Here is a 23,734-nt window from a genome sequence, read left to right on the forward strand (position 1 = left end):
GAAGCACTGCCATGAACGTACTGATTACCGGCGGCGCCGGCTTCCTCGGCCTGCAACTGGCGCGCCTGCTGCTGCGGCGCGGCACCCTGCAACTGGACGGCCGCGCGGTCGCCTTCGACCGCCTGACGCTGCTCGACGTGGTAGCGCCGCAAGGCCTCGATGATGCGCGCGTGCGCGTGGTGACCGGCGACCTGTCGGACCCCGCCGTCCTTGCGCAAGCCATCGATGCCGATACCGGCGCCATCTTCCACCTGGCCGCCGTGGTCTCGGGCCAGGCCGAAGCCGACTTCGAGCTTGGCATGCGCGTCAACCTCGACGCTTCGCGCGCGCTGCTGGAAACCTGCCGCGCACTCGGCCATCAGCCGCGCGTGCTGTTCACCAGCTCGGTCGCGGTCTATGGCGGCGAACTGCCGCCCGTGGTGCAAGACGATACGGCACTGAATCCGCAGTCGTCCTACGGCGTGCAGAAGGCCATCGGCGAACTGCTGCTGTCCGACTACAGCCGGCGCGGCTTTGTCGACGGGCGCGTGCTGCGCCTGCCGACCATCAGCGTGCGGCCGGGCAAGCCCAATGCCGCGGCCTCGTCGTTCGCCAGCGGCGTCATCCGCGAACCGCTGGCGGGCGTGCAAGCCAACTGCCCGGTCGCGCCCGAGACGCCGCTGTGGCTGCTGTCGCCGCGCGCGGCCGTGACGGCGCTTGTCAACGGTATCGAACTGGAGGGCGAGCGGCTGGGCAACCGCCGCGTGGTGAACCTGCCGGGCCTGTCGGTGACGGCCGCGGGCATGGTGCAGGCGCTGCGCCGCGTGGCCGGCGATGCGGTGGCCGACCGTGTCACGTGGCACCGCGAGGAACGCATCGAGAAGATTGTCGGCACGTGGCCGGCCGCGTGGAACGCGGAGCGCGCGCTGTCGCTGGGGTTCCAGAGCGACGCGAGTTTCGATGACGTGATTCGCGCGTATATGGAGGATGCGGGGGTAGCGAAGTAAGCGGTACGGCTTCGCTGCTGCTGTCCTCTCTTGCGGGGACTGGCCCCTCTCCCTAACGCGGGAGAGGGAGCAAACAAGCAGGACTTGAAGTATGGGCGGCTCACGCCGCCGGCTTCACCACCTCATACCCCTCGATAATCTCCCTCACCGGCCCTGGAATCGGCGCCGATTTGCGCGACTCCGGATCCGCGCACACATAGACGATCTCACCCGTAATCAGGTGCTCGTCCCCGCGGTACATCTCCACCCTGAACAGCATGCTCGACCGCCCCATCCGCGCCATGCGGCCGCGGATATCGAGCACATCGTCAAAGCGCGCCGAGGCGTGATACTCCAGCGTTGACTTGACCACGAAGATATCGACGCCATGTGCGTGCAGCACGTCCTCCGGATAACGGATGCCGGCATCGCGCCAGTACTCGGTCACGCAGATATCGCAATAGGTCAGGTAGTGCGCATTGAAAACGATCGACTGCGGATCGACTTCGGCCCAGCGCACGCGCAGCGGCATGCTGTGGCGGAAATCTTCTTTTGCCATCTGGCTTGTCTCCTTCGAACGGGGTTCCACATGGCATCAGGCCGCCACCCGCCTGTTGCCAGCGGGATGGTGGCATGAGCCGTGGCGCAGGGAAACGGAAACGCCTGCGGATTTACTGCGTCTTGGCCAGGCCCAGCTTCTCGATGATGGCCTTTTCCTTCTTCACCGTATCGGCGGCGAACTGGGCGTACTGGGTGCTGCTCATGTAGTACGGCTCCATGTCGAACTTGGCCAGCGATTCGCGGTAGTTCGGCATTTCCATGGCCTTCTTGAACGCGTCATGCAGCTTCTGCACGATCTTCGGGTCGGTGCCCTTCGGCGCCACCAGGCCGAACGGCGAAGTCTGCACGATGCCCATGCCCAGTTCCTTGAGCGTCGGCACGTTCGGGAAGCGCGCCGAGCGCTTGTCGCCCCACGTCGACAGCAGGCGCAGCTTGCCCGATTCCACGTACGGCGCCCACGCGGGCGTGTCGGCCACCGACATCACATGGCCGCCCAGCAGCGCCTGCATCGATTCCGAGTTGCCCTTGTACGGGATGTGCGAGAACTGCACGCCCTGCTTCATCGCCAGTTCTTCCATGGTCAGGTGCAGCGTGGTCATGGTGCCCGGCGAACCGTAGGTCAGCTTGCCGGGATTCGCCTTGGCGTAGGCGATGTAGTCCTGCATGGTCTTGATCGGCGAATCCGCCGGCACGACCAGCCCGAACGAGTAGCCGGCCAGGTTGATGATATAGCTCAGGTCCTTGACCGGGTCCCAGTTGATCTTGGTGGTGTACGGCAGGCGATAGACCGGCATGGCCACCTGCGCGAGCGTGTAGCCGTCAGGCGCAGTCGATTGCATCATCTGGGCCGGCAGCACGCCGCCGGCGCCCGGCTTGTTCTCGACGATGACGGGCTGGCCGAGGATCTTCGACGCGTTTTCGGCCAGCACGCGGAACGGGATATCCGTGGAGCCGCCTGCGGTGTAACCGATGACCAGGCGGATCGGACGTTGCGGGAATTTCTCTGCCTGCGCTTGCGCGGGCATGGCGGCGAAGCCAAGCGCGGCGGTGGCGGCGGCGAGGCCGGCGCGGGCGATGAATTGGCGGCGTTGCATTTACGATGTCTCCTTGTGCTGCGAGTCACTGCTGAAAATTATCGGGATCGGGTGCGGCGTGCCGCGGCCCGACGCTTGTTATTGACCGGTGCAGAATGCGGCCCGGAGCGCCGCCACGGCGTCGGCATGCGCCTGCGCCACGGCGGGCACGAAGCGGCCCATCTTGAAGAAGTCGTGGATCATGCCGGCATAGTCGGCCAGCGTGACAGTCACACCGGCCGCGCGCAATTTCTCCGCATAGGCCACGCCCTCGTCATGCAGCGGGTCGTAGCCGGCCACGGCGATCCACGCGGGACAGCAGCCGCGCACATCGGCGCCGGTGACTGCGCCGTCGAGCGGGGCAAAGCGCCAGTCGTCGCGGCTGGTTTCCTGGTCCAGGTAGTGCGAGAAGAACCACTGGATCATGTCCGCGGTCAGCAGGTAGCCCTCTGCCAAAGCCCGGTGCGAAGGCGTGTCCTGCCGTGCGCAGGTGCCCGGATAGATCAGCAATTGCAGCACCGGTGCCAGGCCGCCGTCGCGCGCGTGCACCGCGCAGGCCGTGGCCAGCGTGCCGCCGGCGCTGTCCCCGCCCAGCGCGATGCGCTGCGGGTCCGCGCCGAGGCGGGCCGCCTCTTCGAAGGCCCAGTGCAGCACGTCGAATGCATCATTGGCCGCGGTCGGGAAGCGCCATTGCGGTCCGAGGCGATAGTCGACGGACAGCACCATGCAATCGGCACGCGACGCCAGCATCCGGCACACCGCATCGTGCGAATTCACGCTGCCCACGGTGAATCCGCCGCCATGGAAATACACGAGCAATGGCAGCGGCTCGGCCCAACTGGCCTCGCGCGGCGAATACAGGCGTACTGGAATGCCATGGCCGTCGCGCGCGCAGATATGGAGGTCTTCCACCGCGTGCACCGCTGGCGGCGAGATATCGAGGATGGGCGCGCTCTTCTCGTACGCGATCTTGGCGTCCTCAACGTCCATCACGTGGATCGGTGGCCGCTTGGCGCGCGCGATCAGATCCAGCAACGCGGCCACCTGCGGGTCGAGCGGCACCGTCGGCATGCCGGGAACAGCGTGGCTGGCGGGTGAGTCGGACGACACAGACGATGCGGACGGTACGGCGGACATGGCAGACACTGGATTCGATACAGCCCTGGCGGCCGCCTGGCCGGCATCCGCGGAAATGTTCGTGGCTTCCCCAGGCATCGGGGGAAGTTCGAATTGTGAACGATCGTTCGATTTCAGTATCATGCCAGTGTTTCAGGAAGCAGGCATTACGAGATAACCCCCATGCATGAGCACGGCAGGCAATTCTGGGCGATGATCGCCCTATCCGTTCTGCTTTGCCAGTGATTCCCAAAAAGCAAAATTCGCGGCGAATCGCCGCAGGAGACAGCTAACCATGGCCTTTATCTACTATCTCACCCACATCCATCTTGATTTCGGCGCGGTGAACATGCTCAAGGCCGAATGTGAGCGCATCGGCATCCGCCGGCCGCTGCTGGTGACGGACAAGGGCGTGGTCGCGGCGGGCGTGGCCCAGCGCGCGATCGACGCGATGCAAGACCTGCCGGTGGCCGTGTTTGACGAGACCCCGTCCAACCCCACCGAGGCCATGGTGCGCAAGGCCGCGCAGCAATACCGCGACGCCGGCTGCGACGGCCTGGTCGCGGTCGGCGGGGGCTCGTCGATCGACCTGGCCAAGGGCATCGCGATTCTCGCCACGCACCCGGGCGAGCTGACAACCTACGCCACCATCGAAGGCGGCAGCACGAAGATCACGGAGCGCGCCGCGCCGCTGATCGCCGTGCCTACTACATCAGGCACCGGCAGCGAGGTGGCGCGCGGCGCCATCATCATCCTCGACGACGGGCGCAAGCTGGGCTTCCATTCCTGGCACCTGCTGCCGAAGTCGGCCATTTGCGACCCCGAACTCACGCTGGGCCTGCCCGCTGGCCTGACCGCCGCGACCGGCATGGACGCCATTGCCCATTGCATCGAGACCTTCCTGGCCCCCGCCTTCAACCCGCCCGCCGACGGCATTGCGCTGGACGGACTGGAGCGAGGCTGGATGCATATCGAGCGCGCCACCCGCGATGGCCAGGACCGCGATGCGCGGCTCAACATGATGAGCGCCTCCATGCAGGGGGCCATGGCGTTCCAGAAGGGCCTGGGCTGCGTGCATTCGCTGTCGCACCCGCTTGGCGGCCTGAAGATCGACGGCAAGACCGGCCTGCACCATGGCACGCTCAACGCGGTGGTCATGCCCGCCGTGCTGCGCTTCAATGCCGACGCGCCGACCGTGGTGCGCGACGACCGCTATGCGTGCCTGCGCCGCGCCATGCACCTGCCGGAAGGCGCCGACATCGCCCAGGCCGTGCACGACATGACCGCGCGGCTGGGACTGCCCACCGGCCTGCGCCAGATGGGCGTGACCGAGGCCATGTTCGACAAGGTAATCGCGGGCGCCCTGCTCGACCACTGCCACAAGACCAATCCGAAAGAGGCCAGCGCGGAGGATTATCGGCGTATGCTTGAGGCGTCCATGTAGGCCAGCCTGGCCTTGGCCGGCCCGGGGCACTCATCCACTGCGGGAGACAGCGAATGACTGGTGAACATTTGCAGGTTGTGCATGGCGACATTACCCGGATGGAGGTCGATGCTGTCGTCAACGCGGCCAACAGCGGGCTGCTGGGCGGCGGCGGCGTGGACGGCGCCATCCACGGCGCCGGCGGACCCGCGATCATGGCGGCATGCAAGGCCATCCGCGACGCGCAGGGCGGCTGCCCCACCGGCGAAGCGGTGATCACCACCGGCGGGCTGCTGCCCGCGCCATACGTGATCCACGCGGTCGGCCCGGTCTGGCATGGCGGCGGCAAGGACGAAGACGCACAGCTGGCCAGCGCCTACCGCAACAGCATCCGGCTGGCCGCCGAGCACCATCTGCGCACGCTGGCCTTTCCCAATATCAGCACCGGCATCTACGGCTTTCCGCGGGAACGTGCGGCCGATATTGCCATCAAGGCCGTGCGCGACGCGCTGGCGGCGGCGCCTGGCATCGAGCAGGTGACCTTCGTCTGCTTCGACGACGAGAACTACAAGCTGTACCGCGAACGCCTGTCCTGACGGCGTCTACGGGGCCACGCCGTCATCAGCCATTGCCACCGCGGCCTGCGCATGCAGCGCGGTGGTATCGAAGACCGGCAGCACGCTGTCCTGCGGGCCGACCAGCAACGTGATCTCGGTGCAGCCGAGGATCACGCCCTGCGCGCCGCGCGTCCCGAGTTCGCCGATGATGCGCCGGAACTCCGTGCGCGCGGCGTCGCGAATCACCCCATGGCACAGTTCGTCATAGATGATGTCGTGCACGATGGCGCGATCGGCCTCGTCCGGCACCAGCGTCTCGATGCCGTGGCGGTCCTGCATCCGGCCGCGGTAGAAATCCTGCTCCATCGTAAAGCGCGTGCCGAGCAGCGCGACGCGGCCAATGCCCGCTTCACGCAGCGCCAGCGCGGTCGGATCGACGATATGGACGAACGGCACCGACAGCGCCGCTTCGATCGCCGGGGCCACGCGGTGCATGGTGTTGGTACACAGCAGCACGAAATCGGCGCCACCGGCCTGCACCTGCCGGGCCGCCTGCTGCATCAGCACGCCCAGCTCGTCCCAGCGGCCGTCGTGCTGCAGCGTCTTGATCTGCTCGAAGCACACCGTGGCCATCACGCTGCGCGCATTGCGATGGCCGCCCAGGCGCGCTTTCATGCCCTGGTTGATGAGCCGATAGTACTCCGCGGACGATTCCCAGCTCATGCCGCCGATCAGCCCGATGGTCTTCATTGCCTGCTCCGTGTTGCGCAAAGGGAATTGCGCAAGGGGATTTGCGCGTTGTATTCGCGGCAATCTATCACCCGGACCAAGCGGCCGACAGGGACAGTTTCCGCGCGGGCAACCCTGCCAGTTACGGCCCGTTGACCACCCCGCCCGCGCGGCAAACCGGTGCCCAGCCTACTTCAGAGCGCCGCGTATCAGCCGGTTGACCAGCTCGGGCTGCTCATGCACCACCCAGTGCGTGCCGTCCGGAATGCGCTCCAGCCGCAAGTCCGGCACGAACTGGCCGAGCCCGTCGAGCAGGGACTTCGGCAGCGCGCGGTCCTTCTCGCCCCAGATCACGAAGGTTGGCACGCGCACCACGAAAGCCGCCGGATCGAGCCGGGAAATGTCCGGCGGCGGCTCTCCCGGGCCGGGCGGGTGCATCGGCGAAGCACGGTAGTAGTTGACGCCCCCCGACAGCGAATGCGACGCGCCCTCGCCGGGCTGGGCCCACGCCGCCAGGTACTTCTCGCGCGTCTCGCCGCTGAACCACGGCGCGGGCTGTTCGCCGCCGGCCGTCAGCATCTTCTCGAGCATCGCGAAATCGTTGGCAGCGAGGACTTCCTCCGAACCTGGCCGGCGCAGCCAGTTCATGTAGGCCGATGCCTCCTGCTGCTGCGGATCGGTGGCCAAGGCCTTGGCGAACACGTACGGATGCGGGGAATTGATGATCACCAGTTGCTCGACCACTTGCGGGAACTGGATGGCCAGGTTCCAGCAGATCGCCCCGCCCCAGTCGTGGGCCACGACGATGCAGCGTTCGTAGCCGAGCGCGGCGATGAATTGCACCAGGTCCTCGACGATATGGCGCGGGCGGTAAGCCTCTACCGCCTCCGGCTTGCTCGACAGGTTGAAGCCGCGCAGGTCCGGCGCCACCGCAAAGTGGGTGTGGCCGAATTCGGCGAGCTGGGCTTCCCATTCGAACCAGAACTCCGGGAATCCATGCACGAACAGCATCAGCGGTTTGCCGCGCTCCCCGGCGCTGGCATAGTGCAGGCGCGTGCCGTTGGGCAGGCTGGCAAACTGCAGATGGCGGATCACGGCGGGGGCAGTCATGGCGTTCTCCATGCGCGGGCCTCGTCTGGATTGTTGCGTTGCGTCAGCCGCGCAGCGCGGCAACCAGGCCGGCGCGCACCTCGGGCTTGTCCGCGAACGGATCGCCCGGATTGCGCTGGCCGATGATGTCCTCAAAGCGTTGCTGCACGGGTGCGAGGGCCTGCGGGTGCGAATAAATATAGAAGCTTTCCTCGCGGATGGCATCGAAGGTTTTTCGCGCCACGTCTTCGGCCGTGACCTTGCCGGAACTGACCGCCTTGTCCGTCAGCGCCTGCGACACCATCTGCGAACGCGTCGGCGGCGCATCGTTGGCGAGGTCTGCGGGACGGTTGCGCTGCGACTGGTTGATCCCCGTCGGCACGAAGTACGGACACAGCACCGAGCAGCGCACCTGTTCCGTGACCAGCCCGAGGTCCTGGTAAAGCGTTTCGGTCAGCGTCACCACGGCGTGCTTGGAAACGTTGTACACGCCCATGGCCGGCGGGCTGAGCAGGCCAGCCATCGACGCGGTATTGACGATGTGCGCCTGGTAGTCCGGATCCTTTTCGGCAGCGGCCAGCATCAGCGGCGTGAAGATGCGCACGCCATGGATCACGCCGTACAGGTTCACGCCAAGCACCCACTCCCAGTCCTTCAGCGAGTTCTCCCACAACAGGCCGCCCGCGCCGACGCCCGCGTTGTTGAACAGCACGTTGACCTGCCCGAAGCGTTCCATCGCCGCATCGGCGAGCGCCTGCACCTGCTCGCCGCGCGATACGTCGGTGCGCACGCCGATCACATCGGCACCCTGCGCCCTGAGTTCCGCCACGGCGGCGTCCAGCGCATCCTGCTGCACATCCGCAAGCACCAGCTTCATGCCGAGCGCCGCGCCTGTGCGCGCAAATTCCTTGCCAAAACCCGAAGCGCCACCCGTGATGACAGCTACCCTGCCTTCGAATTGCTTCATGTCCTTGTCCCCTCTCGTTGTGTACTGCTTACTGTTCTGGTCGGCCGCTGCCGAACGGCTCAGCGGCCTGCCTGCTTCAACGCCTTCAGCGCCATGCGATCCACCATCGCAGGGGCCAGCAGCTTCATCCACTGCCCCAGCTTGCCCTTCGCCGTCATCACCAGTTCGCGCTTGCGCGCAGTCATGGCGGACAGCATCTGGCGCGCGCACTCCTGTGCGGTCATGGCACCGTCCTCGCGCAAACGGCTTTCGCCAAGCGCCCGGCCGTCGGGACCGAAGCCGTTGATGCGCGTATCCGTCGCCACCACGCCGGGAAATACCACGCAAACATCCACGCCGCTGCCGTACAGCTCGCAACGCAGCGCCTCGCAGAAGCCCGCCAGCGCAAACTTGCTGGCCGAATAGGCCGTGCGCCCGGGCACGCCAACCTTGCCGGCGAGGCTCGACACCGCCACCATCAGGCCGCGGCGCGCGCGCAGGTGCGGCAGCGCCGCGCGCGTGCACCACATTGCGCCGAAGTAGTTCACGCGCATGACGGTCTCGTAGTAGCCGTAGTCGGACACCTGCTCGAAATAGCCGTGCGCGGAGACGCCGGCGTTATTGACCAGTGCGTCCAGCCCGCCGTAATGCGCGACCACGTCCGCGATCAGCCGTGTGCAGGCCGACTCGTCGGACACATCGGTACGCCACACCGCGACCTCGGCGTGCGGGTGCATGGCCTTGATGCGGCCCGCCAGCGCATGCAGCAACTCCAGCCGGCGCGCTGCCAGCGCGAGCCTGGCGCCCTGCTGTGCCAGCAGCATTGCCAGCTCTGCGCCGATGCCGTCCGATGCACCCGTGATCAGCACTACCCTGCCGGTATACGGGGTCATGGTGTCAGTCCAGCAGGTCAGGCTGTTCTTTGACGATGCGGGCATACAGCGGCTGGAACTGGAACCAGCCTGCCTGCGCGGTGCCAACGATCGAATAGGCCTGGCGCGCGGCCGACTCGGAGATGACCTTGAGCGGCGCATTGGTGCGCGCGGCGGCGGCCTCGGCCAGCAGTTGCACCTGGCACGAACGCTCCATCGTGATGAACCACCATGCGGCCTCGTCGACGGTCTTGCCCACCGTCAGCAGCCCGTGGTTCTGCAGGATGGCTGCCTTGTTCGGCCCCAGCGCGTTGGCGATGCGCTGGCCCTCGTCCAACTCCACCACCACGCCGCCGAAGTCGTCATAGACCGCGTGATCGTCGTAGAACGCGCAGACGTCCTGCGTGAGCGGATCGAGCGGACGGCCCAGCGTGGACCAGGCGCGGCCATAGGTACTGTGCGAATGCGCCGCGGCCACGGCGTCGGGCCTAGTCTGGTGCACGCGCGAATGAATCGCGAACGCCGCCGCGTTGACCGGGTAGTCGCCTTCGACCACATTGCCGTGATGGTCGCAACGGATCAGGTTGGATACCTTCACCTGGCTGAAATGCACGCCGAACGGGTTGACCCAGAAGGTGTCAGTGAACTCCGGGTCGCGCGCGGTGATGTGTCCCGCCACGCCCTCGTCGAAACCGAATTTGGAAAACAGCCGGAACGCCGCGGCCAGGCGCTGCTTGCGGTGCAGGCGCTCCTGCGCGGGCGTGTCGAACTGCGGCGGCCGCGGCAGGTTGCGGTAGCGGGCCTTGACCTCTTCGGACAGGCCGGCGCCGATCTCATCGTCGGGCGCAGGCCGGGCTTGCGGTGCGTTCATGGCTGTCTCCTGTGGTTGTCATTCCCTGCAGTCCCGCCGGCCGCCCAGGGCCGGCAGCACCTTTGCCGCTTACACCAGCTTCACCAGCTGCTTGCCAAAGTTCTTGCCCTTGAGCAGGCCCATAAAGGCTTCCGGCGCGCTTTCCAGGCCCTGCGCGACGGACTCGCGGAACTTGATCTTGCCCTGCGCGACAGCGGTGCCCAGTTCCTTCAGCGCCTGCGGCCACACATCCATATGCTCGGACACGATGAAGCCTTCGATGGTCAGGCGCGACACCAGGATCAGTTGCGGGTTCTTCAGCGGCAGCGGCTGGCCGTCGTAGCCCGCGATCATGCCGCACATGGCAATGCGGCCGAACGCATTCATGCGCATCAGCACAGCGTCGAGGATATCGCCGCCCACGTTCTCGAAGTAGCCATCAATGCCATCGGGCGTGGCAGCCTTGAGCATGGTGTAGAGCTCCTTGGCATCCTTGGCCGCCTTGTAGTCGATGCACGCGTCGAAGCCGAGTTCGTTGACCACGTAGTCGCACTTGTCCTGGCCGCCCGCAAAGCCGACCGCACGGCAGCCAGCCAGCTTGGCCAGCTGCCCGACCACGCTGCCGACCGCGCCCGACGCGGCGCTGACCACCACGGTCCTGCCCGCCTTGGGCTGGATGATCTTGTTCAGCCCGTACCACGCCGTCACGCCTGGCATGCCGACCGAACCGAGGTAGGCCGACAGCGGAATATGCGTGGTGTCCACCGGCTGCAGGCCGGTGCCGTCGCTTACCCCCATTTCCTGCCAGCCGAACATGCCGACGACCTTGTCGCCAACCTTGTACTTTGCGTTCTTGCTGGCCACGACTTCGCCAACCGTGCCGCCGATCATCACCTCGTTGAGCGGCTGCGGCACGGCGTAGGACTTGCTGTCGTTCATGCGGCCGCGCATATACGGGTCCAGCGACAGGTAGTGGTTGCGCACCAGCACCTGGCCGTCGGCAATCTGCGGCACGGGCACTTCTTCCAGCCGGAAGTTGGCAGGTGTCACCGCGCCTTCGGGACGCGAGGCCAGGACGATGCGCTTGAATGTGTTGGACATGATCGGTTCCTTCCAATGGGAGTTGGAAAACTGCAGGAAACTGCGTGGAAACTAAGCTGCGGTGCGGCCATGCCGCCCCGTTGTGCCTGTGGCGCCGGCGCTCAGCCGTCGGCGCCGGTATCGGCGGCACCCGGACGCTGGGGCGGCATGCGCCGGATGTACTTGAACGTGCCCGAGCTGCGCGCCACGGTCTTGCCGTCGGCGTCGACGATCTCGGCCTCGCAGAACACCATGGTGGTGGTGCGATGCACGGTGGTGCCGCGCGCGGTCAGGCGGCCGCGCCCCGGCGCCATGAAGCTGCTCTTCATCTCGATGGTGACCACGCCGCGGCCGTCGGCATCGCTGCTGCGGCCGGCCACCGCCATGGCCACGTCGAGCAGCGTCATGATCACGCCGCCGTGGGCCATGTCCCAGCTGTTCTGGTGGCGCGTCTCGATCGGCAGCGAGATCTCGCTGCGTCCGCCTTCCGCCAGGCTGCAAGTCACGCCGAGATCGGCAAGGAAAGGGATATGGCTCAGCGAGCCCGTGTGCTGGTTCATGGCAATGCGATTCGGTGTGGGGGATGGTGCGGTGCCGAAGGCAGGCTGTGCCGCCGGCACCGGTTCCGCATTATTGCCGCAAACTCCGACTATCGCTCGGACCGTGCGCGGATCGCCGTCAGACCGCGCTGACGCCGCCGTCCACCGCCAGGATCTGGCCGGTGATGTGCTTGCCGGCATCGCTGGCGAACAGCAGCGCCGCGCCCTTCAGGTCCTCGTCATCGCCAAGGCGGTGCAGCGGCACGCCCGCGCACATGGCATCGACGCCCATGCGCTCGAGCGAACCCTTGGTCATCTTCGACGGGAAGAAGCCCGGCGCGAGCGCGTTCACGGTGATGTTGTGCTCGCCCCACTCGCCCGCCAGCGTGCGCGTGAAGTTGACCACGGCGCCCTTCGAGGTATTGTAGGCAATGGTCTCCATCGACCCCGGCGGGTTGCCCGAGAGACCGGCGATCGACGCGACATTGATGATGCGGCCATAGCGCCGCGGAATCATCGACAGCTTGCCGATGCGCTGGCTCAGCAGGAACAGGCCGCGGATATTCAGGTTCATCACCTTGTCCCAGGCCTCGACCGGGTGGTCTTCGGCGGGGGCGCCCCAGGTCGCGCCGGCGTTGTTGACGAGGATGTCGACATGGCCGAGCCTGGCCAGCGCTTCATCGGCCAGGCGGACAATATCGGCCTCCTGCGCGCCGTCGGCGGCGATCCAGTCGGCGTCGATGCCGCGCGCTTTCAGGTGTGCCTGCGCGGCCTGCAGTTCGTCTGCCTTGCGCGCGGACAGCACCACGCGCGCGCCCTGCTCGCCGAGCGCTTCGGCGATCTGCAGGCCAAGCCCGCGCGAACCGCCGGTGATCAGCGCGGTACGGCCCTTCAGGTCAAACAGTTGCTGGATGGTACGCATGGTTCGGTTCCTTGATGGTGCTCGATGTTCGGGGAATGGCGGCGCTGGTCAGAACCAGGCGTCCTGCATGTCCAGCGTGGTGCGGTCCAGCGTGGCCAGCAGGTCGAGTTGCGGGCCAACCTTCGGCAGCTCCCAACGCGAAAAGTACGCGGCCGCGGCCAGCTTGCCGCGATAGAAAGCTTCGTCCTCGCCGCTGGCGCCGCGTGCCAGTGCGGCTTGCGCCACCAGCGCCTGCTCGAGCCAGATCCAGGCCACCACCACGTGGCCGAAGGCCTCCAGGTAGATGCTGGCGTTGGCCAGTGTCACGTTGGCGTCGCCGGCGCTCCAGAGCACCCTCGTGACGTCCGCAAGGCGCGCTGCGGCGGCGCCGAGGGCACGGGCCTCGCTGGCCAGCGCCGCGTCGCCGGTCGACAATGCGCGTTCGCAAGTAGCCCGCACGCGCTCGCCCAGCAGCCGGAATGCCGCGCCGTCCTTCATCACCACCTTGCGGCCCAGCAGGTCCAGGCCCTGGATGCCGTGCGTGCCTTCGTGGATCGGGTTCAGGCGGTTGTCGCGGTAGAACTGCTCGACGTTGTATTCGCGGGTATAGCCGTAGCCGCCATGCACCTGGATGGCCAGGCTGTTCGCTTCCAGGCACCACTGCGAAGGCCAGCTCTTGGCGATCGGGGTCAGGATGTCCAGCAGCAGCGACAGCCGCTCGTGCGCGGCCGTGTCACCGGCGCTGGCCGCGGCACGCTCTTCGTCGACGAGCTTCGCGCAATACAGGTTCAGCGCCAGGCCGCCTTCCACGTAGCTCTTCTGTGCCAGCAGCATGCGGCGGATATCCGCGTGCTCGACCAGCTTCACCTGCGGGCTGGCGGGATCCTTGCCGCCGGGGCCGACCGGGCGGCCCTGCGGACGGTTGCGCGCATAGTCGAGCGCGTGCAGGTAGCCGGTGTAGCCGAGCGTCACCGCGCCCAGGCCCACGCCGATGCGGGCCTCGTTCATCATGTGGAACATGCAGGCCAGGCCCTTGCCGGCCTCGCCGACCAGGTAGCCGATCGCCCCGGCCTTGCCGCCGGGCTGGTACTTCATGCCCTCGCCGAAGTTCAACAGGCAGTTTGTTGTGCCGCGGTAGCCCATCTTGTGGTTCAGGCCCGCCAGCACCACGTCGTTGTGCTCGCCGAGCGAGCCATCGGCATTGACCAGGTACTTGGGCACGATGAACAGCGAGATGCCCTTCACGCCCGGCACGAGCTTGCCATCCGGTCCCGGAATCTTGGCCAGCACCAGGTGGACGATGTTCTCCGACAACTCATGCTCGCCGGCCGAGATCCACATCTTGTTGCCGCGCAGCCGGTATTGCGCGCCCAGCGTCGATTCGCCTTCATACTCGGCGCGCGTGGTCACGTCGGACAGCGACGAACCTGCCTGCGGCTCCGACAGGCACATGGTGCCGAAGAAACGGCCTTCCATCTCCGGCTTGACGAAGGTCTCGATCTGCGCGGGCGTGCCGTGCGTCAGCAGCAGATTGGCATTGCCGATGGTCAGGAACGGGTAGGAACTCGTGCCGACGTTGGCGGCCTTGAAATAGGCGAAGCCGGCCTTCTCGACCAGCACCGGCAGCTGCATGCCGCCCAGTTCGTAGTCCTGCCCGGCGGCCATCAGGCCGGCCTCGCAGAAGGCCTTCAGCGCCGTACTGACCTCGGGGATGATGGTAACGGTCTCGCCGTCGAACTCCGGTTCGTGCTGGTCGTTCTTCTTGTTGTGCGGCGCGAACAGGTCGGTGGCGATCTTCTCGCAGGTGTCCAGCGCCGCGTCGAAGGTCTCGCGCGAGTGGTCGGCGTAGCGAGGAATATGGCTCAGCTCTTCGGCCTTGAGCCATTCGTACAGGACGAAATTCAGGTCACGGCGGGAAAGGATCAGCGACATGGTGTCTCCATGCGGCGCGCTGCGTGGCGTACCGCAAATTCTTTGCCTTCTTGTGCAAACCGACCGGATATTGAAGCACCGTATGGGTGCTCCCTCTCCCGCTTGCGGGAGAGGGTTGGGGTGAGGGCCGGGCGGTACTACGAAGTACAGGATGGTGGTATGCCACCGCCTGCCCTCACCCCTTGCCCCTCTCCCGCAAGCGGGAGAGGGGAGCAAACCGGCAGCGTGCCGGTTTTGTCGGCAGTTACAGCACTTCGAACAGACCTGCCGCGCCCTGGCCGCCGCCGATGCACATGGTAACCACCACGTACTTCACGCCACGGCGCTTGCCTTCAATCAGCGCATGGCCGACCAGGCGGGCGCCCGACACGCCGTACGGGTGGCCCACGGCGATCGCGCCACCGTTCACGTTCAGGCGATCCATCGGGATGCCCAGCTTGTCGGCGCAATACAGCACCTGCACGGCGAAGGCTTCGTTCAGTTCCCACAGGCCGATGTCATCGACCTTCAGGCCGGCCTTCTTCAGCAGCTTGGGCACCGCGAACACCGGGCCGATGCCCATTTCATCGGGCTCGCAACCGGCCACGGCAAAGCCGCGGAACACGCCCAGCGGCTGCAGGCCCTTGGCGGCGGCGACGCGCGCATTCATCACCACGGCTGCCGAGGCGCCGTCCGAGAATTGCGATGCATTGCCGGCGGTGACCACGCCACCCGGCACTGCGGTGCGGATCTTCGACACGGCTTCCAGCGTGGTGTCACCGCGGATGCCTTCGTCGCGGTCCAGGGTCACTTCCTTCGTGACCAGCTGGCCCGTGGACTTGTCGGCCACGCCCGCGAGCACGGTGATCGGCACGATCTCGTCCTTGAACTTGCCGGCTTCCTGGGCGGCGGCGGCGCGTTGCTGGCTGCGCACGCCGTATTCGTCCTGGCGATCCTTCGAGATGTTGTAGCGCTTGGCCACGTTCTCGGCGGTCTGAAGCATGTTCCAGTAGATTTCCGGCTTGTTCTTGACCAGCCACGGATCTGCGATCATGTGGCGGTTCATTTCCTGCTGCACGCAGGAGATGCTCTCCACGCCGCCGGCCACGAAGATGTCGCCTTCATCGGCGATCACGCGCTGCGCGGCCATGGCGATGGTCTGCAGGCCGGACGAGCAGAAGCGGTTCACGGTCGCACCCGGCACGGTGACCGGGCAGCCGGCGCGCAGTGCGATCTGGCGCGCGATGTTGGAGCCGGTGGCGCCTTCGGGGTTGGCGCAGCCCATCAGCACGTCTTCCACTTCGCCGGCTTCGATCCTGGCGCGCGCGATGGCGTGCTCGACGGCATGGCCGCCCAGCGTCGCGCCATGGGTCATGTTGAACGCGCCCTTCCAGCTCTTGGCCAGCCCGGTGCGGGCGGTGGATACGATGACTGCCTCGTTCATGTCTTGCTCCTCGGAATCTTGGTGTCTTTCAGTTCGGTTGGTTCGGTTCAGCCTCTGGCTTGCAGCAGTTCGGCCGACTGGATGCGCTTCACGCCGGCAGCGGCGAGGTCCTTCCACGCTTGCGCCAGCGACCCGTTCAGGTCGATAGCGCGGCAGGCATCCTCGATCAGCACGGCTTCGAAACCCGCGGCGCGCGCGTCGAGCGCGCTCCACGCCACGCAGTAGTCGGTCGCCAGCCCGGCCAGGAACACGCGCTTCACGCCGTGCTCGCGCAGGTAGCCCGCCAGTCCGGTGCGCGTGCTGCGGTCCGCCTCCAGGAAGGCGGAGTAGCTGTCCACGCCGGTGTGGTGGCCCTTGCGGATCACCAGCCTGGCATGGGGCACGTCGAGCCCGGCATGGAAGGCCGCACCCGGTGTGTCCTGCACGCAGTGGACCGGCCACAGCACCTGCTGGCCGTACGGCAGCGCGAGCATCTGGAACGGCTCGGCGCCGGCATGGTTGGCGGCGAACGAGACATGGTCCGCCGGGTGCCAGTCCTGCGTCAGCACCACGTGCGCAAACTCACGCGCCAGCCGGTTGATCACAGGCACGACCTCGTCGCCATGCGGCACGGCAAGCGCGCCGCCGGGCATGAAGTCGTTCTGCACATCGATCACCAGCAGGCAATCATCCGGACCGGGTCTCATTTTCGCCTCCGTCAGCCTTGCTGCGGCCCGGGCCTCAGTCGTTGAAGCCCTTGCCTTCGTCCGCCAGCTTCTGCAGCAGCGGTGCCACTTGCCAGGCCTCGCCGTGGTAGCCCTTGGCGTACTTCTTCATGGCCAGTGCCACGTTGTAGAGGCCAACCTGGTCGGCGTACAGCATCGGGCCGCCGCGGAACAGCGGGAAGCCGTAGCCGGTCAGATACACCATGTCGATATCCGAGGCCTTCGACGCGATGCCTTCTTCCAGGATCTTCGCGCCTTCGTTGACCAGCGCGAACACCAGGCGCTCGACGATTTCCTCGTCGGAAATCTTGCGGCGCGTGATGCCCAGGTCCTTCGAATGCTGCACGATCATGTCGTTGACCTGCGGGTTCGGGTACGGCTTGCGGTCGCCCGCCTTGTAGTCGTACCAGCCGGCGCCGGTCTTCTGGCCATAGCGGCCCATTTCGCACAGCAGGTCGGCGGTCTTCGAGTACTGGATGTCCGGCTTGTCCACAGCGCGGCGCTTGCGGATGGCCCAGCCGATGTCGTTGCCGGCCAGGTCGCCCATGCGGAACGGGCCCATGGCGAAACCGAACTTCTCGATGGCCTTGTCCACCTGTTCCGGCAGCGCGCCTTCGTCGAGCAGGTAGCCGGCCTGGCGGCTGTACTGCTCGATCATACGGTTGCCGATGAAGCCGTCGCACACGCCCGACACCACGGCGGTCTTCTTGATCTTCTTGCCGATCGCCATCACAGTGGCCAGCACGTCCTTGCCGGTCTTGGCGCCGCGCACGACTTCGAGCAGCTTCATCACGTTGGCCGGGCTGAAGAAGTGCATGCCGACCACGTCCTGCGGACGCGTGGTGAACGAGGCGATCTTGTCCACGTCGAGCGTCGAGGTGTTCGACGCCAGGATCGCGCCCTGCTTCATCACTTCGTCCAGCTTCTTGAAGACGATTTCCTTGACGCCCATCTCTTCGAACACGGCCTCGATGACGAGGTCGGCGTCCTTGATGTCGTCATAGGACAGCGTGGTCGACAGCAGGCCCATGCGCTGCTCGACCTTCTCCTGCGTCAGCTTGCCCTTCTTGGCGCTGTTCTCGTAGTTCTTGCGGATGATGCCCACGCCGCGGTCCAGCGCTTCCTGCTTGGTTTCCAGGATCGTGACCGGAATGCCGGCGTTCAGGAAGTTCATGCTGATGCCGCCACCCATGGTGCCGGCGCCGATCACGGCGATCTTTTCGATCTTGCGGACCGGCGTGTCCGACGGCACGTCGGGGATCTTGCTGGCGGCGCGCTCGCCGAAGAACGCATGGCGCAGTGCGCGCGATTCCGGCGTCGTCACCAGGTACAGGAAGCCATCGCGCTCTTCCTTCAGGCCCTGCTCGAACGGCTTGAGCGAACCAGCCACGGCTTCCAGGCACTTCAGCGGCGCCGGGAAGTTCTTGGCCATGGCGGCCACGGTGTTCCTGGCGAAGCCGAGGAAGCCTTCCGGGTTCTCGTGGCGGACCTTCAGGTCGCGCACCTTCGGATACGGGCCGGGCGCCGTGGCAACGCTCTGGGCGAACTTGACCGCTGCGGGCAGCACGTCGCCATCGACGATCTCGTCGAACAGCTTGGTGCCGGCAAACTTCTCGGACGGCACGGCGGTGCCCGAGACGATCATGTTCGCGGCCGCTTCCAGGCCGATCACGCGCGGCAGGCGCTGCGTGCCGCCGGCGCCGGGCAGCAGGCCCAGCTTCACTTCCGGCAGCGCGATCTGCGCACCCTTCGCGGCCACGCGGTAGTTGCAGCCCAGGGCCAGTTCCAGGCCGCCGCCCATTGCCACCGAATGGACCGCGGCCACCACCGGCTTCGACGAACCCTCGATCACGCGGATCACCGAATGCAGCGTCGGTTCCTGCGTGGCCTTGGGCGTGTTGAATTCACGGATATCGGCACCGCCCGAGAATGCCTTGCCGGCGCCGGTAATGACGATGGCCTTGACGGCCGCATCGTCCAGCGCACGGGTCATGCCATCGACGATGCCAAGCCGGGTGCCGTGACCCAGGCCGTTGACAGGAGGATTGTCGAGCGTGATGACGGCTACGCCGTCCTGAACCTGATACTGCGCTGTCATGCTGGTTCCTTTGGTGTCTTGGGTTGTCTCGGGATTCGAATTCTCGAATATGGTTCTTTGCTGCATTGCCGGCCTGTTTCGACCGTTCCACGATCCGCGGCCGAAACCGCGATGAAAGGGTAAACCCTCCGCATTCCCTCGCCTGACAAGCATTTCAGCCGACGGGCGAAACACAGCATACACAAAATAGCACGGTCGTTCAATTTTAATTTTTCGGCTATTTGGCCATCATGCGCGCCCTTTATTCCCGCCCTTCGCCGCATGCATGGGTCCACCGTCCCATGCCCGGAGAAAACCCTTGTCCAGCCAAGCATTTGCGGAATAACCCATGGCGGCCACCGCACTTTCGCGAAGTCAACGCTGCGGATCAAGGCCAGTATGCGACTTAATTTGAGCTCGGCGGGCGATTCTCCAAAAAAGACAGGTTAGACTCCCGGCTTTTCATTTTTCGGCCCCGGATCTCCAGAAGAGGCCCGGGCAGGCGAAGTTCCAGCGACCCTGATGTCTTCCCACTCCCACCCTCAACCGCACCAGCATCCGGTCGTCGAACATGACGACCTCCAGCGCAAGCTCAAGGCGCGCCATCTCACCATGATCGCCATCGGCGGCGCCGTCGGCACGGGGCTGTTCGTCGCCTCGGGCGCATCGATCGCGCAGGCCGGTCCTGGCGGCGCCCTGCTGATGTATGCGCTGCTCGGTTTCATGGTGTACTGCCTGATGACCAGCCTGGGCGAACTGGCCGTCCACATGCCCGTGGCCGGCTCCTTCGTTACCTACAGTGCGCTCTATGTCGACGAAGGCTTCGGCTTTGCGCTTGGCTGGAACTACTGGTTCAGCCTGGCCGTGACCATTGCCGTCGAACTCACGGCGGCGCAGCTCGTGATGCAGTACTGGTTTCCCGGCATGCCTGGCGTGGCGTGGAGCGCGGGTTTCCTGCTGCTGATGTTCGCGCTCAACGCGTTTTCGGTGCGCGGCTTCGGCGAGGCCGAGTACTGGTTCGCGCTGATCAAGGTGATCACGGTCATCGTGTTCCTGGGCGTGGGCCTGCTGATGATCTTCGGCATCATGAAAGACGGGCCGCAATCCGGCTGGCACAACTTCACCATCGGCGACGCGCCGTTCGTAGGCGGCATACCGGCCATGATCGGCGTGGCGATGATCGCGGGCTTCTCGTTCCAGGGCACCGAAACCGTCGGTGTGGCAGCAGGCGAGGCAGAGAATCCCGCGCAGACCATCCCGCGCGCGATCCGCCAGACCTTCTGGCGCATCCTGCTGTTCTATGTGATCGCCATCCTGATCATCGGCGTGCTGATTCCCTATACGGACCCGAACCTGCTGCGCAATGATGTCACCGACGTCGGCGTGAGCCCGTTCGCGCTGGTGTTCCGCCACGCCGGGCTGGCCTTTGCCGCGGGCCTGATGAATGCGGTGGTGCTGACCGCCCTGCTGTCGGCCGGCACGTCGAGCATGTATGTCTCCACGCGCATTCTCTATGGCCTTGCCGTCAGCGGCCGCGCGCCGCGCTGGCTCGGCAAGCTGACCGTGAGCGGCGTGCCGTTCAATGCGCTGCTGGTCACCACCGCCATCGGCGCGCTGTGCTTCTTCAGCTCGCTGTTTGGCGACAAGGCCGTGTATCTGTGGCTGCTGAACACCTCCGCAATGACCGGCTTCTTCGCCTGGTTCGGCATCGCCGTCAGCCACTATCGCTTCCGCCGCGGGCTGGTCTACCAGGGCTATGACGTCAACGCGCTGGCCTACCGTTCGCCGCTGTATCCGTTCGGGCCCGTCTTCGCCGGGGTGCTTTGCCTCGTCATCGTGGCCGGACAGAACTATCAGGCCTTTGCGGATATTCCGAACCGCTGGCCCGAGATCATCGCCACCTATATCGGCGTACCGGTGTTCCTGGCGCTGTGGCTCGGTTACCGCATCGTCAGGAAGACGCGCCTGATCGACTATGAGGATATGCCGTTCGAATTGCCAAAGCGCGCAGTGCACGCCGACAAGCAGACGGTGCATGCGTGAAGCCTGGCGCGACCGGCCTCGGCCGCGCCGGCACAGCTATACCTCCAGCCACTCCTTGCGCACCTGCGCATTCGCCTTCAACTCGTTCGGCGTGCCCTCGAACACGATGTGCCCGTGGCCCATCACGTACACCCGCTGCGAGATATCCAGGGCAATGGCCAGCTTCTGCTCGATCAGCAGCACCGATACGCCGCGCTCCTTCAGCGTCTTGAGGTAGTCGCCCACCAGCGTCACGATCATCGGCGCGAGGCCCTCGGTCGGCTCGTCGATCAGGATCAGGTCGGGGTCGCCCATCAGCGTGCGGCACAGCGTCAGCATCTGCTGCTCGCCGCCTGACAATACGCCCGCCGCGGTGTTCTCGCGCTCCTTCAGGCGCGGGAACATCTTGAACATGTCGTTCATGGACCAGCGTGGCGTCGCTTGGCGCGGATTGCGCTTCTCGCCGAGCAACAGGTTCTGGCGCACCGTCAGCGTCGGGAAGATATCGCGGTTCTCCGGCACATAGCCGATGCCGAGGTGGGCAATCTCGAAGGTGCGGCGCCCCAGGATCTCCTCGTCGCGAAAGCGCACCGATCCCTCCGCCTTGACCATGCCGAGGATGGCCTTGGCCATGGTCGAGCGCCCCACGCCGTTGCGCCCGAGCAGCGCGACGATCTCGCCTTCGTCGATATGCGCGTCCACGCCGTGGAGGATGTGGCTCTTGCCGTAGTAGGCGTGCAGCCCGGTTACGTCCAGCATGCGCTTTGCCATCAGTGCGCTCCTTCGGTGGCGCCTTCCGTGGCACCTTCGTCCAGCGTGGTACCCAGGTAAGCCTCCTTGACCTTGCGGTTGTTGCGGATGGCCTGCGGCGTATCGGTGGCGATCACCTCGCCGTAGACCAGCACCGAGATGCGGTCGGCCAGCCCGAACACCACGCTCATGTCGTGCTCGACCATCACCAGCGTCTTGCCCGCGGTGACCTTGCGGATCAGCTCGACCGCGTGGTCCGATTCCGAGCGGCTCATGCCAGCCGTGGGCTCGTCGAGCAGGATCACGTCGGCGCCGCCGGCGATGGTGATGCCGATTTCCAGCGCACGCTGCTCCGCGTACGTCAGCAGCCCGGCCTGCGAGTCGCGCCGATGCTGCATGCCGATCAGTTCCAGCACCTCCTCGGCGCGCTCGCGCGCGTCGCGCAGCGCCGACAGGCGGTGCCAGAACGAGTACTTGTACCCGAGCGACCACAGCACCGCGCAGCGCAGGTTCTCGAATACCGACAGGCGGTGGAAGATATTGGTGATCTGGAAGCTGCGCGACAGCCCCATGCGGTTGATGGCAAACGGCTGCAGCCCGCCGATTTCCTGTCCGTTCAGGCGCACCGAGCCGGTGGTCGGCGCAAACCGTCCCGAGATCAGGTTGAACGTTGTCGACTTGCCCGCGCCGTTGGGCCCGATCAGCGCGTGGCGCTCGCCCTTGCCAATGGTCAGGTTCACGCCGCGGATGATTTCCGTCTGGCCGAACTTCTTGCGTACATCGGTCAGTTCCAGTGCCGCTGTCATGCCCTGCCTCCCGCGATTTCCCCTTGCACCTTGTCCCATGCGGCGCGCACGCGCGCTGCCGCCATGCGCCAGGCCAGCAGCCCCGCCACCCACAGCACGGCCGCGACTGCCCACGGCACCGGCGTGCCCGCATCGAAGCCGATGCCGAACAGCGACATGTCGGTACCGTTGGCGCTGTCCACCTGGACCTTGTAGACCAGTTCCACGGTCAGGATCATGGCCGCCAGCAGCACTACGCCCGCCGCCGCCGCACGCCCGTAGGACGGCAGCATCTGCCTGAACTTGCCTTTCGCCACCAGCGGCATCTGCATCAGCAGCAGGCTGGCAATGCCGCCCGGCACGAACATCACCATCAGCACGAAGAACAGGCCCAGGTACAGCAGCCACGCCTTGGTCAGGTCCGACAGTGCCACGGCAAACAGCATGAAAACCACCGCGCCAATGACAGGCCCGAAGAACACACCCGCACCGCCGATGAACGCCGCCAGCAACACGCCGCCGGAGCGCACCGCGCTGACGTTCTCGGCCGAGACGATCTCGAAATTGATCGCCGACAGCGCACCGGAGATGCCTGCGAAGAATGCCGACAGGATCAGCACCAGATAACGCACGCGCTGCGTGTTGTAGCCGATGAACTCGACGCGCTCCGGGTTGTCGCGCACCGCATTGGCGATGCGGCCGAGCGGCGTCTGCGTCCATGCGTACATGGCCACCATCGACACCAGGCACCATGCGGCGATCAGGTAGTACACCTGGCGCCCCGGACCGAAGGTGATGCCGAGGAACGGGTCGCCCACCACGCGGTTGGTCGAGATGCCGCCTTCGCCGCCGAAGAACTCCGGGAACATCAGCGAGCTGGCGAACACCATCTCGCCGATGCCCATGGTGATCATGGCGAAGGTGGTGCCCGACTTCTTGGTGGTCACATAGCCGAACAGCACGCCGAAGAAGGCGCCGGCCATGCCGCCCACCAGCGGCAGCATCGACACCGGCAGCCAGACCTTGCCCGCGCCCGCCATATTGAGTACATGCACGGCAATGAAGGCACCCAGCCCCGAGTACACCGCATGACCGAACGACAGCATGCCGGTCTGCCCGAGCAGCATGTTGTACGACAGCGCGAAGATGATCATGATGCCCATCTGCGACATCAGCGTGATCGCGAACCCGCCACTGAAGATCAGCGGCAGCACCAGCATCACCAGCACGGTCAGGCTCCAGATCAGCCAGCGCGCGAGGTTCAGCGGCTTGTAGTGCACGGTACGGCCGGTTACGACCGCTTCACGGCGTGGTTCCATCGTCGTTTCGATTCTCATGGC

22 protein-coding genes are annotated in these 23,734 nt (G+C 65.9%); 4 read left to right on the forward strand and 18 right to left on the reverse strand.

Features of this window, described 5'->3' with window-relative positions; all coding sequences use genetic code 11:
* Positions 1–11 precede the first annotated feature (11 nt).
* On the forward strand, positions 12–986 hold the full coding sequence (gene denD, locus CupriaWKF_RS08725) for a D-erythronate dehydrogenase (RefSeq protein ID WP_276097524.1): 975 nt from the start codon (positions 12–14) through the stop codon (positions 984–986).
* 100 nt (positions 987–1,086) lie between these two features.
* Here denD and CupriaWKF_RS08730 read toward each other — a convergent pair whose 3' ends face one another.
* The 3 genes from CupriaWKF_RS08730 to CupriaWKF_RS08740 all read right to left on the reverse strand — a co-directional run bounded on the left by CupriaWKF_RS08730 (position 1,087) and on the right by CupriaWKF_RS08740 (position 3,736).
* The gene (locus tag CupriaWKF_RS08730; RefSeq protein ID WP_276097525.1) at positions 1,087–1,524 is read right to left on the reverse strand and encodes a YbgC/FadM family acyl-CoA thioesterase; all 438 of its coding nucleotides are present in this window, start codon (positions 1,522–1,524) and stop codon (positions 1,087–1,089) included.
* Positions 1,525–1,636: 112 nt separating this feature from the next.
* Positions 1,637–2,620 (reverse strand): tripartite tricarboxylate transporter substrate binding protein, encoded by a 984-nt coding sequence (locus tag CupriaWKF_RS08735; RefSeq protein WP_276097526.1) that lies wholly within the window; start codon positions 2,618–2,620, stop codon positions 1,637–1,639.
* A gap of 78 nt (positions 2,621–2,698) precedes the next feature.
* The gene (locus CupriaWKF_RS08740) at positions 2,699–3,736 is read right to left on the reverse strand and encodes an alpha/beta hydrolase (RefSeq protein WP_276097527.1); all 1,038 of its coding nucleotides are present in this window, start codon (positions 3,734–3,736) and stop codon (positions 2,699–2,701) included.
* A gap of 274 nt (positions 3,737–4,010) precedes the next feature.
* On the opposite strand from CupriaWKF_RS08740, the gene CupriaWKF_RS08745 reads away from it, so the two are divergent.
* Complete coding sequence (locus CupriaWKF_RS08745; protein WP_276097528.1) at positions 4,011–5,159, forward strand: iron-containing alcohol dehydrogenase; 1,149 nt, start codon at positions 4,011–4,013, stop codon at positions 5,157–5,159.
* Between the two features lie 53 nt (positions 5,160–5,212).
* Positions 5,213–5,734, forward strand: coding sequence for an O-acetyl-ADP-ribose deacetylase (locus tag CupriaWKF_RS08750; protein ID WP_276097529.1), 522 nt, complete (start codon positions 5,213–5,215; stop codon positions 5,732–5,734).
* Between the two features lie 6 nt (positions 5,735–5,740).
* On the opposite strand, the gene CupriaWKF_RS08755 is transcribed toward CupriaWKF_RS08750, so the two are convergent.
* From CupriaWKF_RS08755 to CupriaWKF_RS08810, 12 genes are all read right to left on the reverse strand, one after another.
* Complete coding sequence (locus tag CupriaWKF_RS08755; protein ID WP_276097530.1) at positions 5,741–6,445, reverse strand: aspartate/glutamate racemase family protein; 705 nt, start codon at positions 6,443–6,445, stop codon at positions 5,741–5,743.
* Between the two features lie 168 nt (positions 6,446–6,613).
* Positions 6,614–7,546: an alpha/beta hydrolase gene (locus CupriaWKF_RS08760; RefSeq protein ID WP_276097531.1), complete on the reverse strand. Its 933-nt coding sequence runs from the start codon at positions 7,544–7,546 to the stop codon at positions 6,614–6,616.
* A 31-nt stretch (positions 7,547–7,577) separates the two neighbouring features.
* The gene (locus tag CupriaWKF_RS08765; protein ID WP_276097532.1) at positions 7,578–8,480 is read right to left on the reverse strand and encodes an SDR family oxidoreductase; all 903 of its coding nucleotides are present in this window, start codon (positions 8,478–8,480) and stop codon (positions 7,578–7,580) included.
* Positions 8,481–8,539: 59 nt separating this feature from the next.
* Positions 8,540–9,352: an SDR family oxidoreductase gene (locus CupriaWKF_RS08770; protein WP_276097533.1), complete on the reverse strand. Its 813-nt coding sequence runs from the start codon at positions 9,350–9,352 to the stop codon at positions 8,540–8,542.
* A gap of 4 nt (positions 9,353–9,356) precedes the next feature.
* Complete coding sequence (locus CupriaWKF_RS08775; RefSeq protein ID WP_276097534.1) at positions 9,357–10,202, reverse strand: class II aldolase/adducin family protein; 846 nt, start codon at positions 10,200–10,202, stop codon at positions 9,357–9,359.
* Positions 10,203–10,271: 69 nt separating this feature from the next.
* The gene (locus tag CupriaWKF_RS08780) at positions 10,272–11,282 is read right to left on the reverse strand and encodes an NADP-dependent oxidoreductase (protein WP_276097535.1); all 1,011 of its coding nucleotides are present in this window, start codon (positions 11,280–11,282) and stop codon (positions 10,272–10,274) included.
* A 101-nt stretch (positions 11,283–11,383) separates the two neighbouring features.
* Positions 11,384–11,821, reverse strand: a complete 438-nt coding sequence (locus tag CupriaWKF_RS08785; protein WP_276097536.1) for a PaaI family thioesterase — start codon at positions 11,819–11,821, stop codon at positions 11,384–11,386.
* Positions 11,822–11,939: 118 nt separating this feature from the next.
* Positions 11,940–12,722 (reverse strand): SDR family oxidoreductase, encoded by a 783-nt coding sequence (locus CupriaWKF_RS08790; protein ID WP_276097537.1) that lies wholly within the window; start codon positions 12,720–12,722, stop codon positions 11,940–11,942.
* Between the two features lie 48 nt (positions 12,723–12,770).
* On the reverse strand, positions 12,771–14,633 hold the full coding sequence (locus CupriaWKF_RS08795; protein ID WP_276097538.1) for an acyl-CoA dehydrogenase: 1,863 nt from the start codon (positions 14,631–14,633) through the stop codon (positions 12,771–12,773).
* Between the two features lie 244 nt (positions 14,634–14,877).
* Positions 14,878–16,056, reverse strand: coding sequence for an acetyl-CoA C-acyltransferase (locus tag CupriaWKF_RS08800; RefSeq protein WP_276097539.1), 1,179 nt, complete (start codon positions 16,054–16,056; stop codon positions 14,878–14,880).
* 47 nt (positions 16,057–16,103) lie between these two features.
* Positions 16,104–16,742 (reverse strand): bifunctional nicotinamidase/pyrazinamidase, encoded by a 639-nt coding sequence (pncA, locus tag CupriaWKF_RS08805; protein ID WP_276097540.1) that lies wholly within the window; start codon positions 16,740–16,742, stop codon positions 16,104–16,106.
* A 34-nt stretch (positions 16,743–16,776) separates the two neighbouring features.
* Entirely contained in the window at positions 16,777–18,858 is a 2,082-nt protein-coding gene (locus tag CupriaWKF_RS08810) for a 3-hydroxyacyl-CoA dehydrogenase NAD-binding domain-containing protein (protein ID WP_276097541.1), read from the reverse strand.
* Positions 18,859–19,359: 501 nt separating this feature from the next.
* Between CupriaWKF_RS08810 and CupriaWKF_RS08815 the strand changes: the two genes are divergently transcribed.
* Positions 19,360–20,880, forward strand: coding sequence for an amino acid permease (locus CupriaWKF_RS08815; RefSeq protein ID WP_276097542.1), 1,521 nt, complete (start codon positions 19,360–19,362; stop codon positions 20,878–20,880).
* Between the two features lie 36 nt (positions 20,881–20,916).
* Here CupriaWKF_RS08815 and CupriaWKF_RS08820 read toward each other — a convergent pair whose 3' ends face one another.
* From CupriaWKF_RS08820 to CupriaWKF_RS08830, 3 genes are read right to left on the reverse strand one after another with little or no spacing between them, the layout of a single operon-like run.
* On the reverse strand, positions 20,917–21,630 hold the full coding sequence (locus CupriaWKF_RS08820; RefSeq protein ID WP_276097543.1) for an ABC transporter ATP-binding protein: 714 nt from the start codon (positions 21,628–21,630) through the stop codon (positions 20,917–20,919).
* Positions 21,630–22,415, reverse strand: a complete 786-nt coding sequence (locus tag CupriaWKF_RS08825) for an ABC transporter ATP-binding protein (RefSeq protein ID WP_276097544.1) — start codon at positions 22,413–22,415, stop codon at positions 21,630–21,632. The genes CupriaWKF_RS08820 and CupriaWKF_RS08825 overlap by 1 nt, the downstream gene beginning before the upstream one ends.
* Complete coding sequence (locus CupriaWKF_RS08830) at positions 22,412–23,731, reverse strand: branched-chain amino acid ABC transporter permease (protein ID WP_276097545.1); 1,320 nt, start codon at positions 23,729–23,731, stop codon at positions 22,412–22,414. The genes CupriaWKF_RS08825 and CupriaWKF_RS08830 overlap by 4 nt, the downstream gene beginning before the upstream one ends.
* Between the last annotated feature and the right edge of the window lie 3 nt (positions 23,732–23,734).

It is taken from the genome of Cupriavidus sp. WKF15 (assembly GCF_029278605.1).
In the GTDB taxonomy this organism is placed as follows: Bacteria; Pseudomonadota; Gammaproteobacteria; order Burkholderiales; family Burkholderiaceae; genus Cupriavidus.